Below are 14,934 nucleotides of genomic sequence, written 5' to 3' on the forward strand. Positions count from 1 at the left end.
CGCTACCGCTCTGGTGGGTGCCAACCTCGGTTGGCACGCTTTTCGAGCAGTCGAGCAAGCTCGACTCTACAATAGGCGCCCCTCACGCCCCTCACGCCCCGCAGTATCGCCATGACCGACCTCGCCCCGCAGACCCCGATCGAAACCCTGCTGAAGGCGGCGATGGACGGGGCGGTGCCGATCCGCGCCTTCATGGCGGCCTTCGTCGCCTCCGAGGTGGTGCTGCTGACCGGCAGCCTGATCACCCCTGACGGCAGTGGCTTCGACCCGCTGCTGTTCGACAAGCAGGGCACCCTGCACGTGGCCGTGTTCACCGATCCGTCGCGGGTGGGCATCTACAGCCAGCAGGCCGAACACCAGATCCGCTGGCTGACGCTGGACGTGCTGCGCCGGGTGCCCAGCGGCTACGGTGTCGTGATCAACCCGGGTACGCCTCTGGGCTTCGAGATCTCGCCCAGTGGCGTTGGCGAGATCCTGAAGGACTTCGCCCAGGGCTGAGCCGTCGCCGTGCTGTTTGCAGAGTCGAGCATGGCTCGACGCTGCAGAAGGCTTCCCTTCGAGCGCCGTCCGTGATCCCCTTGGATGACATTGGGATAGAGGCATTGCCATGGAATTCAGGGTATTAACCGCCGACGCACCGGAACGGCAGCAGTTGGCCCGGTGGTACCACGCGGAATGGGGCCAGGACGCCGGTCTGTCGCTTGAACAGGAACTGGAGCGGCTGAATCCGCCGCAGGATGCCGAAGGCTTTCCGCACCTGATCGCCGCCTTCGATGACGGTCAGGTGGTCGGCGCGGTGCAGCTCAAGCGCAGGGAGATGCCGGCTTTCCCGCAATACGAGCATTGGCTGGGCAGCGTGTTCGTGGCCGATAGTCATCGCGGGCGTGGGCTGGCTGGCGCGCTGGTGGAACAGGCCGCGGCGCAGGCGGTGCGGATGGGCGTTTCCGACCTGTATCTGCAGACCGAAGCGCTGGATGGCGGCCTGTACGCTCGGTTGGGCTGGAAGCCCCTGCAGGAAGCCGACAACCGGAACTATCGCGTGCTGGTGATGATGCGCAGGGTGGCCGCATGAATGCCCCCGCACCTCGCCATTCCCGGTCGGCCCTGATCTTCCTGATCGCGGCCATCGCCGCCGCGCTGGTGGCCATGCCCTTGCTGCGCGCGGTGGGCATTGTGCAGTGGCCGGTGTTCGTCATCGCCTGGCTGATCAACCTGGGCGCGGCGTGGCATCTGGCGCAGTGGGCGCGCCAGCAGGGCCGTTCGGCCTGGGCCTTCGGGTTGCCGGCGGTGCTCGGCACCGTCGCTTCGATCGTGGTCTATGTACTGCTGGCGTTGCTGGGGCCGAAGGCCACGGTGCGCTGAAAGCGCTGTGCCGAGCATGGCTCGGCACTACATGTGCCATGCGGAGCGCCGACGCAACCGCCGGCGCTCCATTACTTCACAGCGTCACCTTGCGCCGGTTGTCATCGCTCACCCGGTCGATCAGCTTGTTGTACGGATCGAAGCCCGCTTCATCCGGCTTTTCATCCACGGTCACCGTGATCTTCGGCGCGGCGCTGGTGATGTGGTGGCGCTGCAGATACAGCACCTTCTGGTCGCGTTCCTTGCCCGAAGGCCCGTTGGCAAACACGCCGATCTCGACCCAGTCATCCATCTTCCCGTCGCTCTCCTTACCCTTGCCATCGGCGTACTGCTTTGCGGCGTGCAGGTCCAGGGTCACGTCGTAGCGGCCGTCATCGCGCTTGCGCGCGCTGGCGGCCAGCACCCGGTTGTCATAGAAGCTGATCTTCTCGAACAGGTCGGTGACCAGCTGCTGGCGATCAGCCGGGGTCTCGGCACGGATGTAGCCCAGCAGTTCGCGTGAGGTGGTGTACGGGGGTTGCTGGTAGCCCTTGTCCTGCAGGAAGCGCTTCAGGGCGCGGTTCAGGGCCTGCTCGCCGATCTCCTCGCGCAGCCGGTAGAACACCAGCGAACCCTTCTGGTAGTGGATGTACTGCTGGTTTTCCACGCGCTCCAGCGGCTGCTCCTCAATGGCCTCGCCACCGCGGCCAGACAGGTAGCCGTCCAGCTCGCGCTTGAGGAACTGGCGCATGTGCTGGCGGCCGTACTCCTGCTCCATCACCATCAGCGCCGAATACTGCGACAGCGACTCGGACAGGACCGTGGCGCCCTGCACATTGGCACCGATCACCTGGTGCGCCCACCACTGGTGTGCGATCTCGTGCGCAGTCACGTAGAACACATAGTCCACCTTGTCCGGGTCACGCAGGTCGGCGATGAAGCCGATGGCCTCGGAGTAGGGGATGGTATTGGCGAACGACTGCGCGAAGCGGGCATAGCCCGGGAACTCGATGATGCGCACCTGCCGGTGCTGGTAGGGCGTGAAGTTCGCTTCGTAGTAGGCCAGCGATTTCTGTACCGCTTCGATCATCCGGTCCACGTTGTAGCCGTGCGCCGGGTCGAAGTAGACCTCGATCGGGATGTCCTTGTACTTCGCCTTGCGTACCTCCCAGCGTGCCGACAGGTAGGCGTAGAAGTTCAGCATCGGGCGGTCCATCGCGTAGCTGAAGCAACGCCGGCCGTTCACCGTGGTCTCGTGCTGCAGGTAGCCCGGGGCAAGCGCCACCTGGTCCGGCGCCGTGCAGACCGTGGTACGGAAGTCGAGCCAGTCGGCATCGTTGGAGATGTAGGTGTTGGCACGCGCGGCTTCGTCTTCCAGCTTGGGCATGCGCCGCGGCTCACCCAGGTCACGCTTGCGCCGCTCGTTGCGGTCGCTGATCTCCGCACCTTCGTTGTAGCCGAAGGAGGGCAGCACGCGGCTGTTGAAGAACGTGCCGTTGTCCACGATGTTGCTCGGTGCCTGGCCGGCGGTAATGCCGTTGGGCTTCTGCACCACCCGGAAATGGACGTTGCGGCTTTCACCCGGCTTCAGTGGCGTGGCCAGACGGTAGATGCGGTAGCCGAGGTCAGCGTCGTGCATCGCCAGGGTCTGCCCGCCCAGATCGACCGCGACCAGCTGCTTGTCATCCCCCATCGATACATGCACGTCCTGGATCGGCGTGGCGTGGGTGTTGCGCACCGTCCAGTTCGCATCGATCACCATCGACTGCGATTCCGGAAACAGGTCCACGCGGTTGTCCACCGCCACGATGCGTGGTTGCGGCAGATTGCGGTACTTCGACAGCTCGCGCTCGTAGCGGGCCTGCAGGTCCAGCTGCTGGTCGGGCGAGAGGAACTCGTTGCGGATGTTGGTGCTCCAGTACAGCCAGCCACCCACACCGATGAAGGCCAGTGCCGCCAGTGCTGCGAAGGCGCCGGTCGGACCGCGCAGGCGACGACCGGCCAGGGCCAGACGCTGGCGCAAGCCCTGGCTGACACCGCGTACCCAGAACGCCGAGGCCAGGCACATCAATGTCAGCAGGAACAGCGCCCAGTAACCCTGGAACGCCAGCTGTCCGGTCAGGAAGTGGCCGTAGCCGTTCATGTCCGAATAGGGCGCGTTGGGCCAACTGCCAAAGTTGTACAGGTTCTGCGTGTAGTCGAGCAGGCCGAGCACACCCTGGCCGATCATCACCACGATCAGCAATGCGTAACCGACGAACTTGTTGTTGGTGAGCACCTGCAGCACCAGCGCCAGGCCGCCCATCAGGATGTAGACCACCGAATCCAGCGCCAGGCTGCGCAGGTACAGCAGCGGCTCCAGATGCGTGTAGCCCTTGGCCAGCTGCACGCTCATCGCGGCCAGCGCGCCGGCTGCCTGGAAGCAGACGATCACTGCCAGCAGGGCAGTGAACTTGGCCAGCAGCGGCACCCAGTTCGGCACCGGCATGGCATCGGTTACTTCGTTGATGCGCGCACTGCGTTCCTTCCAGACCAGTTCACCGGCGAAGAACAGCACGATGATCACCAGCAGCCAGCTGAAGGCACCCTGCAGGCCCATGATCATCTGCGAGGTGACCGGCCAGATCGAGGTGCCGTACAGCGTCTGCCGGAACAGCGCGCTGGGCAGGAAGTTGGCCAGGCCCAGTACCAGCAGCACGATGAACGGCACGCTGCGCAACACGCCACGTGTATCGAAGCGGATCTGGCGCAGGAACTGCTGCCACGCCGTGGTGGCGGTGAACGCCGGTACCACGCGCGGCAGTGTTGCACGGGTCGGGCGGACCGCACTGGCATCGGCAACCGGCTGCGCCTGCCTGCGGCCCCATCGACGACGGCCACTGCCGCTGCGTTCGGTGCGGAACAGTGCGAAGGTAGCGGCGAACAGCGCGGCGGCCACACCCAGCCACAGAGCGCGGTTGGCCAGCAGGTAGCCGGCCAACTCGGGAATTCCGCTGTTGCGTTCGGCGGTGGACCAGTAGCGGATCGTGCGGCTGAGCGCACGCATGCCCAGCGGCTCGCTCAGCACTGCGATCCACGTGTTGTCGATGTCGCGCAGCAGGGCCGCGCTGGCGCCGTACAGCACCAGGTAGGCCACCAGCCCGATGTACACCCACAGGATCGAACGGGTCAGCGCTGCCAGCAGCGACAGCAGTGCGGTGGTGAACAACAGGTTCGGGATGACGATGACCGCGAAGGTCCAGGCATAGCCCTGCCAGCTGATCGGGCCCATGCGTTCGGGATCGATCCACGGCATGAACGGCGCCAGCCACAGGCCAAACGCAATCACGATGTAGACCAGCAAGCCGGCGGCCAGGGCGGCAGCGATGCGCCCAGCCAGGTAGTCGCGGCGCTTCACCGGGCTGGCGAAGATCAGCTCGGCTGTGCCGAGCTCGAAGTCACGCAGCAGCGCGTTGCTGACGAACAGGGCGGTGACCAGCATGCCGAGCAGGGTGAAGATGCCCAGCATCTGCGCGATCACGGTGGGCGCGTTGCTGTGTACGTTGCCGCTGCCGCCACCGATCTGCACGGCGTCGCTGGAGGCAGCGGCGAAGGCGAGCAGGGCGAACAGGCCGGCCAGCAGCCACAGCAGGGGAGAACGCAGCTGCTCGCGCAGCTCGAAGCGGAAAAAGTTGAGGATCATGGCGTGCTCCGCTCAGGCTGCCGCGCGGGCACGGGCCTGCAGGCGCAGGCGCTGGAAGTACACGTCCTCGAGGTCGGGAGCCACCGCCGCGAAGCCGTCGCCGGGATCGTTGGCACTGTGCACGTGGATCACCGGGCGGCCACCGACCAGACGGGTCGACAGCACTACGTAGCGTGCTTCATGGTCGGCCAGTTCCGAAGGATCGACCTGCTTGCGCCAGACCTGCTGCTGCAGAGCATCGATGGCTTCGGCGGGGCGCCCGGTCAGCAGCACCTGGCCCTTGTTCATGATCGCCATGGTGGGGCACAGGTCGGTCACGTCCTCGACGATGTGGGTGGACAGGATCACCGCCACGTTCTCGCCGATGGCTGCCAGCAGGTTGAGGAAGCGATTGCGTTCCTCGGGGTCGAGGCCGGCGGTGGGCTCGTCGACGATCACCAGCCGCGGGTCGCCGAGCAGTGCCTGGGCAATGCCGAAGCGCTGGCGCATGCCGCCGGAGTACGTGCCGAGCTTGCGCTTGCGCGCGTCCCACAGATTCACCTGCTGCAGCAGACCATCGACCACCTCGCGGCGCTGCGCGCGCTGGGTCAGCCCCTTGAGCACCGCGAAATGTTCCAGCAGGTCCAGCGCGCTGACCTTCGGGTACACGCCGAAATCCTGCGGCAGGTAGCCCAGCCGGCGGCGCACCGCGTCCTTGTCGCGCAGTACGTCGATCGGCGCTTCGCCGGGAATGGTGAGGATGGCCGAACCGCTGTCGGCCTCCTGCAGGGTGGACAGCGTACGCATCAGCGAAGACTTGCCGGCGCCGTTCGGCCCGAGCAGGCCGAACATGCCGCGCGGGATGTCCAGGCTGACATTGTTGAGAGCGTGCACGCCGTTGGCGTACGTCTTGGACAGCGAATCTATCTTCAGCATGCGACGTACACCTTTCCGTGTGTGATCGCGCTGTTTATCACCCGCAACCGGGCTGGCGTCATGCGCCGTTGGTCATGGTGCCGTGCGGGTAGCAGGTGAGGGCACCCCACCGTTGAAGGGCGCGGCAGGGGCGGCTTCCAGTGCGTGGGGCTTCGCCAGGGCGGCAGGGGGCCAGCCTGTGAAGTCTTCCTGAATGCGTTGGGGAAGGTCGGCCGGATCACACAGGACGTCGACAGGGGCACCGATAGTCTTTGCGCCTCTCAGGGCCATTGCCATGCAGGCGTACATGCGGACTGTTACCGGAGTAGAGGGACTGGACAGCATTCTTGGCGGCGGACTTCCGCAGGCGCGGCTGTATCTGCTGGAAGGACCACCGGGTTCCGGCAAGACCACGTTGTCGCTTCAGTTCCTGCTGGAAGGCCTGCGGCGGGGCGAACGCTGCCTGTACATCACGTTGTCCGAGACCGCCGAGGAACTGCGCGAAGTCGCCGCTGCCCATGGCTGGTCGCTGGATGGCCTGCACCTGTTCGAACTGGGATCGGCTGAAGGCGCAATGGGCAACGGTCGCCTGCAGTCGGTGCTGCATTCGTGGGAAATGGAGCTGGACGAGACGGTCAATCTGATCATGTCCAAGGTGGACAGCATCGGGCCCACCCGCGTGGTGTTCGATTCGTTGTCCGAACTGCGCCTGCTGGCCCAGGACTCTCTGCGCTACCGGCGCCAGATCCTTGCGTTGAAGCAGTTCTTCGCGCCCAAGAGCGCTACGGTAATCCTGGTCGATGACCTGACCTCTACCGGCGAAGAGCGCGATGGGCAGTTGCACAGCCTGTGCCACGGCGTGCTGTCGCTGGAACGCCTGACCCTGGATTTCGGCCCGGCCCGGCGCCGCATGCAGGTACAGAAGCTGCGCGGCGTGGATTTCATTGCGGGCTACCACGATATGGTGATCCGTCGTGGAGGACTCGAGATTTTCCCCCGCTTGATCGCCTCCGAGCACCACGACCGGTTCGTGGGTTCGCCGGTGAGCAGTGGCGTCGACGAGATCGATCGCCTGCTGGGCGGGGGCCCCCTGCGCGGGACCTCGACCCTGTTGACCGGTCCCGCTGGCAGCGGCAAGACCAACGTCGCCCTGCAGTACGTGTGGGCGGCCTGCGAACGTGGCGAACGCTGCTGCATCTTCGAGTTCGACGAGCGGGTTGGTACCTTGCTGGCGCGTGCATCGGCACTGGACATCGACCTGGACAAGCATCTGCACTCGGGTCTGCTGGAGATCCTGCAGATGGATCCGGCCGAGGTGTCGCCGGGTGAGTTTTCCTGGAACCTGCGCAAGGCGGTCGAGCAGCGCAACTGCAGCGTGCTGGTGATCGACAGCCTGAATGGCTATGTCACGGCAATGCCACAGGAAAAGCAGCTGATGCTGCAGCTGCACGAGATGTTGTCCTATCTCAACCAGAAGGGTGTAGCGACGTTCCTGATCAATCCGCAGCATGGCCTGGTGGGCACCATGTCCACCGGCAGCCTCAATGTGTCCTACATCGCCGATGCGGTGGTGCTGTTCCGTTTCTTCGAGGCCAAGGGTCGCATCCGCAAAGCCGTTTCGGTAATCAAGAACCGCGGCGGTGCGCACGAAGACACCATCCGTGAGCTGAAGATCGACGGGCGTGGCATCACCGTCAGTGCGCCATTGGCAGACTTCCAGGGCATCCTGACCGGCACGCCCGAATTCGTGGGTGACAGCGCAGCGCTGCTGGGCCAGTCCGATGTCCGATAGGGACGAAGGCTGCACGGTCGTCCGCATCGTGGCGCCCTTCGGACGCGATGCCGACAGCATTGCCGCGGTACTGGAGGGGGTAGGGCTGGCAACGCGCATCGCCGGCAACCTGGAGGAGCTGGCCGAGCATCTGGATGATCGCACCGGCCTGGTGGTGGTGACCCAGGAAGCGTTGGTGCGCGGTGCCGACGGTATGCTGCCTGCATTGCAGCAGCAACCGGCCTGGTCGGATATTCCATTCATCCTGCTGCGCTCGGCGCGGTCGTACCGCCGTTCCACCCGCGAGGCACTGTTGCCAGCTTCGATCAACGTGGTGGAGATGGACCGGCCGCTTGGCAGCATGTCCCTGATCAGTGCCGTCCAGGGCGCACTGCGGGCCCGTGACAAGCAGTTCCTCGTGCGTGATCAGATGGCGGCATTGGCGGACGGGCGGGCCGCACTGTCCCGCAGTGAAACCGAGTTGCGCCTGATCGCCGATGCGATGCCGGTCCTGATCGCCTTTGTTGATCGTTCGATGTGCTTCCGTTTCGCCAACCGCGCCTATGAGACCTGGTTCGATCTCGCCACCGGCGAGGTGATCGGCAGGCACGTTCGCGAGGTGATCGGCGAATCCGTATGGCAGCAGCGCAGGGCGGCGATGGAGCGCGCGCTGGATGGCCAAGCGGCGCTCTTCGAGATCACCTGGCCCCATCCACTACGCGGCCGGCGCGACTGCGAAGTGCGTTACTCGCCGCGCACCGATACCGAGGGCCGGGTCGACGGATTCCACGTCTTCGTTACCGATATCACCGCCGCCAAGCTGGCCCTGAGCAACAGCCAGCAGCACGCACATGCACTGGAGGCCATGGTGGCCGAGCGCACGCGTGAGCTGGAAGCGCAGATGGCTGCACGCGAGGCCAGCGAGGCCGCCCTGCGGCAGTCGCAGAAGATGGAAGCGATCGGCCAGTTGACCGGTGGCATCGCGCACGATTTCAACAACATGCTGACTGGCATCCTGTCCGCGCTGGACATCGTGCGCCTGCGCCTGGACATGGGGCGGGTGGATGATCTGGAGCGTTTCCTGGATACGGCCACCACCTCGGCGCAGCGTGCCGCCGCATTGACCCAGCGCCTGCTCGCGTTCTCGCGCAGGCAGTCGCTGGACGCGCGGCCGGTGGAGATCAACACGTTGCTGGTATCGGTGCAGCACCTGTTGCACAGCACTATCGGGGAAACGGTGCGGCTGCGTACCGAAACCTGCCCGGTGCCGCTGCACGCCACGCTGGATGCCAACCAGTTCGAAAGTGCGGTGCTGAACCTGGCCATCAATGCACGCGACGCGATGCCTGATGGCGGCGAGCTGATCCTGCGCACTGCGGAAGCAGATGTGCATGCAGGCCAGTATCCGGCAGTGCCGGCAGGGCACTATGCGGTGGTGGCAGTCGCCGACACGGGCGCCGGCATGGCGCCGGAAGTGGTCGAGCGCGCATTCGAGCCTTTCTTCACCACCAAGCCCATCGGCAAGGGAACCGGGCTGGGCATGTCGATGGTGTATGGCTTCATGCAGCAGTCCGGTGGTCACATCGCGATCGAATCGCGCCTGGGTGAGGGCACCACCATTTCCCTGTTCATTCCACTGGTGGAGGCCGCGACCAGCGAAGCGGTGGCCGCTCAGGCCAAAGCCATCCGGCTCGGCGCTGGCCAGTCGATCCTGGTGGTCGAGGATGATGAGCAGGTGCGCATGCTGGTCACGGTGGTGCTCGAGGACCTGGGGTACCAGGCCCAGGTGGTGGGCGATGCGGACGCCGCGCTTCCGATCCTGACTTCGAACCAGTGCATCGATCTGTTGATCACTGACGTCGGCCTGCCTGGGCTCAATGGCCGCCAGCTCGCCGAAATAGCCCGTCACTCGCGGCCGACTTTGCCAGTGCTGTTCATGACCGGCTACGCGGAGAAGGCGCAGGAGCGCTCGTCCTTCCTCGATGCGGGCATGGCGATGATCGCCAAGCCGTTCCTGCTTGACGAGTTCAGCGCAGCGGTTCGCACCGCGATGCCTGAAACGGCAGGCGGCAATCCGTAGAGTCGGGCCTGCTCGACTGTTTTTGTGCAGAGCCGAGCCATGCTCGGCTGATCTTTCCCGACTGGAGTCGCATCCGCTGGTCGAGCGAGCTCGACACTACCCGCGCTGCGATGATTCCCGCACCACCAGCTTTACCGGGATGCTCTGGCTGTCCACTGCCTGCCGGCCGATCAGTGCCAGCAGGCGCTCCACCAGCAGTTGCCCGGCCTGCTTGGTGTCCTGCTGCACGGTGGTCAGTGCGGGAGATACCGATGCTGCCAAGGGGATGTCGTCGAAGCCGGTCACCGCCACGTCCTGCGGCACCCGCAGGCCGGCTTCGCGCAGGGCCCGCATCGCGCCGATGGCGATCAGGTCGCTGGCTGCGCAGATCGCATCGATCGGCTCGCCGCGCGCCAGCAGTGCCTGGCAGGCCTCCTGGCCGGAGGCTTCGGTGGTGATCGCATCGTGCTGCAGCGCCGCCTCGGCAGCCAGGCCGTGTTCCTGCAGGGCCGCGACATGGCCGCGGTAGCGTTCCTGGAATTCGGGGTAGTGGCTGGAAGCATGGCCGAGGAAGGCGATGCGGCGGCAGCCCTGCTGCAGTAGGTGGGTGGTGATGTCGTGCCCGCCCTGGAAGTTGTCGCTGCCGATCGACACGCCGGGTTGGCCGGGCAGGGCGGCGCCCCAGCGCACGAAGTGCGTACCCTGTTCGACCAGCCGTTGCAGGCGGTCGCGCGATTCGTGGTAGTCGCCGTAGCCGAGCAGGATGATGCCGTCGGCCTTGTTGCTGTCCTCGTAATCGGCCTGCCAGTCGGTGGACAGCTGCTGGAACGAAACCAGCAGGTCCTGCCCGTGCAGGGCGCAGGCGCGGGTGATCGAGCCCAGCATCGAATGGAAGAACGGGTTGATCAGCGAGTCGTCGTTGGTCGGGTCTTCGAAGAACAGCAGGGCCAGCGTGCCCGCATTGCGCAGGCGCAGGCTGGAGGCGTTCTTGTCGACCTTGTAGTTCAGCTCGCGGGCGATGCGCAGGATGCGCTCGCGGGTCTCGGCATTGACCATCGGGCTGCCACGCAGGGCCCGCGACACGGTGGGCTGGGAGACCCCGGCCAGGTGGGCGATGTCCAGGGAGGTGGCTTTGCCTTTGATTGTCATGGGAACTGATAGGGAACGTGCAGCGATCATGATGCCATGAGGCTGGCCCGCTGCTTGCAGGTGCGCTCCTGTCTGAATGAATGGGGTTGATGTTAAAAAATGTGACCAACTTGTCACTTTGACCCGATTTGCACAAAAGCGCATTCAGCAGATGGACAGCTGCCATGGCATGGCCCTAGAGTCCGCGCACCAGGGGACAACAAGGCAGTTGACGTGGGCAGCAACGGATCAGGGATCGATCTGCAGGAGTCGCTGTGCGTGGACGATGGAGGCGCGCTGGCGTGCTTCGTCGCCCTGTTGGGGTTTCTGGATCGGCCTGCCGACCCCGACCAGCTCCGGCACCAGCTGGGCCACCCCGAAGGCCGTATCGATACACAGGATCTGTTGCGCCTGGCCAAGCGGATGGACGTCAAAGCACGCGTGGTACAGGCGCGGGTTACCGCGCTGCGCGATCATCCGCTGCCCGCCATCGCCTGCCTGGCCGACGGACGCTATACGCTCGTGCTCAAGGCCGACGCCGAGAACGTGTTGTGCTTCGACGCGGCGGCCGACGGACGCCCGGTCACGCTGTCCCTTGGCGAGTTCTCGCAGGAGTTCGATGGCCGCCTGTTGCTGATGACCACGCGTGAAAGCGTGGCCGGCGCCGCGAGGCGCTTCGATGTCGGTTGGTTCATTCCTGCCCTGGTGAAGTATCGCCGCCTGCTGCGTGACGTGCTGGTAGCCTCGTTCTTCCTGCAGTTGATGGCACTGATCACGCCGCTGTTCTTCCAGGTGGTAATCGACAAGGTACTGGTGCACAAGGGCATCACCACCCTGGAAGTGCTCGCCCTGGGCCTGCTGGTGGTTTCGGTGTTTGAAGTGGTGATGGGCGGGCTGCGCACTTACCTGTTCTCGCATACGACCAGCCGTGTGGATGCTGAGCTGGGCTCGAAGCTGTTTTCGCACCTCACCCATCTGCCGCTGGCCTACTTCCAGGCGCGCCGTGTCGGTGATTCGGTGGCGCGCGTGCGCGAACTGGAGACCATCCGCGAGTTCCTCACATCTTCGGCGCAGACCGTGGTGCTGGACCTGTTCTTTGCCATCGTGTTCCTGGCCGTGATGTGGCTGTACAGCCCTGCATTGCTGTTGATCGTGCTGATCACGCTGCCGCTGTACGCCGTGGTGGTGATGGTGGTCGGGCCGATGCTGCGGCGCCGCCTGGATGAGAAGTTCGTGCGCGGTGCCGAGAATCAGTCGTTCCTGGTCGAAGCAGTAACCGGTGTGGAAACCATCAAGGCGCTGGCGGTCGAGCCGCAGGCGCAGAACCGCTGGGACAAGCAGCTGGCGGGCTACATCCAGGCCAGCTTCCGCGCCAGCATGCTGGCCAACTGGGGTTCGCAGGCGGTGCAGCTGATCCACAAGCTGGCCACGGTGGCGCTGCTGTTCTTCGGCGCGCGGCTGGTGATTGACGGCAAGCTGACCGTGGGCGAGCTGGTGGCGTTCAACATGCTTGCCGGGCAGGTTGCCGGACCGGTGCTGCGCCTGGCGCAGTTGGCGCAGGACTTCCAGCAGGCGCGCATTGCCGTGGAGCGGCTGGGCGACATCCTCAACTCCCCTACCGAACCGGCCAGCTCACCCTCGCGTGCCAGCCTGCCGGCAGTAGATGGCCGCATCGCGCTGGAGCATGTGTCGTTCCGCTATCGGCCTGAGGGACAGGAAGTGTTGTCGTCGGTCAGTCTGGAGATCGCTCCGGGTGAGATCCTCGGCGTGGTCGGCCCCTCGGGGTCCGGCAAGTCGACCCTGACCAAGCTGATCCAGCGCCTGCACACCCCGGAGCGTGGCCGTGTGCTGGTGGATGGTGTCGATCTGTCCATGGTGGATCCGGCGTGGCTGCGGCGGCAGGTGGGTGTGGTACTGCAGGAAAACCTGCTGTTCAACCGCAGCGTGCGCGAGAACATCGCCATGGCAGACCCGGCGATGCCGATGAGCCGGGTGGTGGAAGTGGCCAAGCTGGCTGGTGCGCACGATTTCATCCTGGAGCTGCCCGAGGCCTACGACACACGCATCGACGAGCGTGGTGGCAATCTCTCCGGCGGCCAACGGCAGCGTCTGGCAATCGCGCGTGCATTGGCGATCGATCCGAAGATCCTGATCTTCGACGAGGCGACCTCGGCGCTGGATGCGGAGAGCGAGGAAGTCATCCAGGACAACCTCAAGCGGATGTCCGCCGGCCGCACCGTGATCATCATCGCGCATCGTCTGTCGGCGGTACGCCAGGCCAACCGCATCGTGACCCTCGAACGTGGCCGCATCACCGAGACCGGCACGCACGAGGATCTGCTGCGCGCGGGAGGCCGTTACTCACTGCTCTACACCAAACAGATGGGCCTGCCCGCCGTGGCGGCCCCGCTGAACTGACCACCGCGCGCCCAGCCAAGGACAGCACGCATGTTGAAGGGACTGAGGCACCACCTGGGCATCCTGCGCGAGAGCCTGCGCGCGGAGCGTGCGCAGCCGGATCCGCGCAGCTCGGCTGCGCCCGACTTTCTGCCGGCGGCGCTGGAAATTCTGGAAAAGCCCCCGAACCCGATCGGCCGCACTGTTCTCTGGTTGCTGATCGCCTTCCTCGCCATCGCACTGGTCTGGTCGTGCCTTGGCCACCTGGACATGGTTGCCGTGGCGGAAGGCAAGGTCATTCCGCGCGGCAACGTGAAGGTGATCCAAGCGGCGGACCAGGGCGTGGTGCGTGCGATCCATGTGGTCGAAGGACAGTCGGTCAAGGCCGGCACACCGCTGCTCGAACTGGACCCGACGGTCAGCCATGCCGAAGTCGAGCAGGCGCGTCAGGCACTGTTGACCGCGCAGATCGATGTGGCACGGGCGCAGGCCGTGGTTGACCACGTTGCCGGTCGGGCCGGTCGCTTCATCGCACCGGAGGGAGCACCTGACAGCATCATTGCCATCCAGCAGGCGCTGGTGGCCGCCAAGCAGCGCGAGTTCGATTCCACTGTGGGCGGCTTGCAGCAGGAGCGTAGCCAGCGCGATGGCGAGCACGGCATGATCCTGGCCGAGATCGCCAAGTTGGAAGAGCAGCTGCCGCTGGCCACCGATCAGTTGAACAAGCTGGAGGAACTGAGCCGCGACAACTATGTGCCGCGACTGCAGGTGGCCGAAGTGAAGGAGCGTGTTGTCGGCATGCGCCAGGACCTGGCGATCCGTCGCGAAGAGCAGCGCAAAGCGACCGCAGCGCAACTGGCGGCCAGCCAGCAGATGAGCAAGAGCCGCAGCGAGTTCGCACGCGAAGCATTGGATGCCCTGACCGAGGCCGAAGCGGCGCGCGCGCTGCGTGGCGAAGAATTGAAGAAGGCCCATGACAAGGCCGGTCACACGGTGCTACGCGCACCGGTGACCGGCGTGGTGCAGCAGCTGCAGGTGCACACCATCGGCGGTGTGGTGAAGCCGGCCGATGCGCTGATGGTGCTGGTGCCGCATGACGGCGAGCTGGTGGTCGATGCGATGCTGCCCAATCGCGATGCCGGCTTCGTCCGCGACGGGCAGCCGGTGGAGGTGAAGCTGGAGGCCTATCCGTTCACCCGCTACGGTGTGGTGGATGGCGTGGTCGAGACTGTGGGCCGCGATGCGGTACAGACCGAGAAGGAAGGGTTGCGCTACCCGGCCCGCGTGCGCCTGCTGCAGCCCTGGATCGAGGTGGATGGGAGGCGTCGCGCGTTGGCACCGGGCCTGGCAGCAACGGCGGAAATCAAGACCGGTGATCGGCGCATCATTGAGTACCTGTTGTCGCCGCTTTCAAGACGTGTGCAGGAAGCGGGGCGGGAGCGATGAGCGAGCGCGGACCTCAACCCTGAATCCGATCACATTTTTTGCCAACCGGCAACGTGCCGAAATTGTTGTTCAACCCAATGGAGTGGAGAACTGACATGAGTGGTCGCACCATCACCCAGGTTCCGAAGCGGTCCATCACCACGATCGTCAGGCGGATGAAGACCGCCAGCGCGAGCGCCTCGATTGGCGACAACGCAGCGCTGATGGCGTCCATTG

The 14,934-nt window shown here is 65.2% G+C and carries 11 protein-coding genes; 7 read left to right on the forward strand and 4 right to left on the reverse strand.

The window, feature by feature from the left end:
* The first annotated feature begins 111 nt into the window (after positions 1 to 111).
* From DI041_RS08060 to DI041_RS08070, 3 genes are all read left to right on the forward strand, one after another.
* Complete coding sequence (locus DI041_RS08060) at positions 112 to 498, forward strand: SseB family protein (protein WP_046985696.1); 387 nt, start codon at positions 112 to 114, stop codon at positions 496 to 498.
* A 109-nt stretch (positions 499 to 607) separates the two neighbouring features.
* Positions 608 to 1,072 carry a GNAT family N-acetyltransferase gene (locus tag DI041_RS08065; RefSeq protein WP_136638389.1) on the forward strand — a complete coding sequence of 155 codons (465 nt, stop codon included), beginning with the start codon at positions 608 to 610 and terminating at the stop codon, positions 1,070 to 1,072.
* Positions 1,069 to 1,362, forward strand: a complete 294-nt coding sequence (locus tag DI041_RS08070) for a hypothetical protein (RefSeq protein ID WP_046985698.1) — start codon at positions 1,069 to 1,071, stop codon at positions 1,360 to 1,362. The genes DI041_RS08065 and DI041_RS08070 overlap by 4 nt, the downstream gene beginning before the upstream one ends.
* A gap of 76 nt (positions 1,363 to 1,438) precedes the next feature.
* Here DI041_RS08070 and DI041_RS08075 read toward each other — a convergent pair whose 3' ends face one another.
* Positions 1,439 to 5,023, reverse strand: a complete 3,585-nt coding sequence (locus DI041_RS08075) for an ABC transporter permease/M1 family aminopeptidase (protein WP_136638390.1) — start codon at positions 5,021 to 5,023, stop codon at positions 1,439 to 1,441.
* Between the two features lie 12 nt (positions 5,024 to 5,035).
* Entirely contained in the window at positions 5,036 to 5,938 is a 903-nt protein-coding gene (locus tag DI041_RS08080; RefSeq protein WP_004147722.1) for an ABC transporter ATP-binding protein, read from the reverse strand.
* Between the two features lie 274 nt (positions 5,939 to 6,212).
* Here DI041_RS08080 and DI041_RS08085 point away from each other — a divergent pair, with 274 nt between their 5' ends.
* Positions 6,213 to 7,709 carry an ATPase domain-containing protein gene (locus tag DI041_RS08085; protein ID WP_046985701.1) on the forward strand — a complete coding sequence of 499 codons (1,497 nt, stop codon included), beginning with the start codon at positions 6,213 to 6,215 and terminating at the stop codon, positions 7,707 to 7,709.
* The gene (locus DI041_RS08090) at positions 7,699 to 9,768 is read left to right on the forward strand and encodes a PAS domain-containing sensor histidine kinase (protein ID WP_046985702.1); all 2,070 of its coding nucleotides are present in this window, start codon (positions 7,699 to 7,701) and stop codon (positions 9,766 to 9,768) included. The genes DI041_RS08085 and DI041_RS08090 overlap by 11 nt, the downstream gene beginning before the upstream one ends.
* Positions 9,769 to 9,864: 96 nt before the next feature.
* Here the strand turns inward: DI041_RS08090 and DI041_RS08095 are convergent, their stop codons facing one another.
* Positions 9,865 to 10,896 (reverse strand): LacI family DNA-binding transcriptional regulator, encoded by a 1,032-nt coding sequence (locus DI041_RS08095; protein ID WP_136638391.1) that lies wholly within the window; start codon positions 10,894 to 10,896, stop codon positions 9,865 to 9,867.
* A 258-nt stretch (positions 10,897 to 11,154) separates the two neighbouring features.
* On the opposite strand from DI041_RS08095, the gene DI041_RS08100 reads away from it, so the two are divergent.
* Positions 11,155 to 13,293 (forward strand): type I secretion system permease/ATPase, encoded by a 2,139-nt coding sequence (locus DI041_RS08100; protein ID WP_248298440.1) that lies wholly within the window; start codon positions 11,155 to 11,157, stop codon positions 13,291 to 13,293.
* 30 nt (positions 13,294 to 13,323) lie between these two features.
* Entirely contained in the window at positions 13,324 to 14,718 is a 1,395-nt protein-coding gene (locus DI041_RS08105) for an HlyD family type I secretion periplasmic adaptor subunit (RefSeq protein WP_136638392.1), read from the forward strand.
* Positions 14,719 to 14,731: 13 nt separating this feature from the next.
* Here DI041_RS08105 and DI041_RS21215 read toward each other — a convergent pair whose 3' ends face one another.
* On the reverse strand, positions 14,732 to 14,932 hold the full coding sequence (locus DI041_RS21215; RefSeq protein WP_046985705.1) for a hypothetical protein: 201 nt from the start codon (positions 14,930 to 14,932) through the stop codon (positions 14,732 to 14,734).
* Positions 14,933 to 14,934 lie beyond the last annotated feature (2 nt).

This window comes from Stenotrophomonas maltophilia, from assembly GCF_004920835.1.
Taxonomy (GTDB): Bacteria; Pseudomonadota; Gammaproteobacteria; order Xanthomonadales; family Xanthomonadaceae; genus Stenotrophomonas; species Stenotrophomonas maltophilia_AQ.

What these genes read in the sequence shown, in the direction of transcription:
- DI041_RS08060 (WP_046985696.1), top strand. Translation starts at nt 112, where the DNA reads ATGACCGACCTCGCCCCGCAGACCCCGATCGAAACCCTGCTGAAGGCG.
- DI041_RS08065 (WP_136638389.1), top strand. Translation starts at nt 608, where the DNA reads ATGGAATTCAGGGTATTAACCGCCGACGCACCGGAACGGCAGCAGTTG.
- DI041_RS08070 (WP_046985698.1), top strand. Translation starts at nt 1,069, where the DNA reads ATGAATGCCCCCGCACCTCGCCATTCCCGGTCGGCCCTGATCTTCCTG.
- DI041_RS08075 (WP_136638390.1), bottom strand. Translation starts at nt 5,023, where the DNA reads ATGATCCTCAACTTTTTCCGCTTCGAGCTGCGCGAGCAGCTGCGTTCT.
- DI041_RS08080 (WP_004147722.1), bottom strand. Translation starts at nt 5,938, where the DNA reads ATGCTGAAGATAGATTCGCTGTCCAAGACGTACGCCAACGGCGTGCAC.
- DI041_RS08085 (WP_046985701.1), top strand. Translation starts at nt 6,213, where the DNA reads ATGCAGGCGTACATGCGGACTGTTACCGGAGTAGAGGGACTGGACAGC.
- DI041_RS08090 (WP_046985702.1), top strand. Translation starts at nt 7,699, where the DNA reads ATGTCCGATAGGGACGAAGGCTGCACGGTCGTCCGCATCGTGGCGCCC.
- DI041_RS08095 (WP_136638391.1), bottom strand. Translation starts at nt 10,896, where the DNA reads ATGACAATCAAAGGCAAAGCCACCTCCCTGGACATCGCCCACCTGGCC.
- DI041_RS08105 (WP_136638392.1), top strand. Translation starts at nt 13,324, where the DNA reads ATGTTGAAGGGACTGAGGCACCACCTGGGCATCCTGCGCGAGAGCCTG.
- DI041_RS21215 (WP_046985705.1), bottom strand. Translation starts at nt 14,932, where the DNA reads ATGGACGCCATCAGCGCTGCGTTGTCGCCAATCGAGGCGCTCGCGCTG.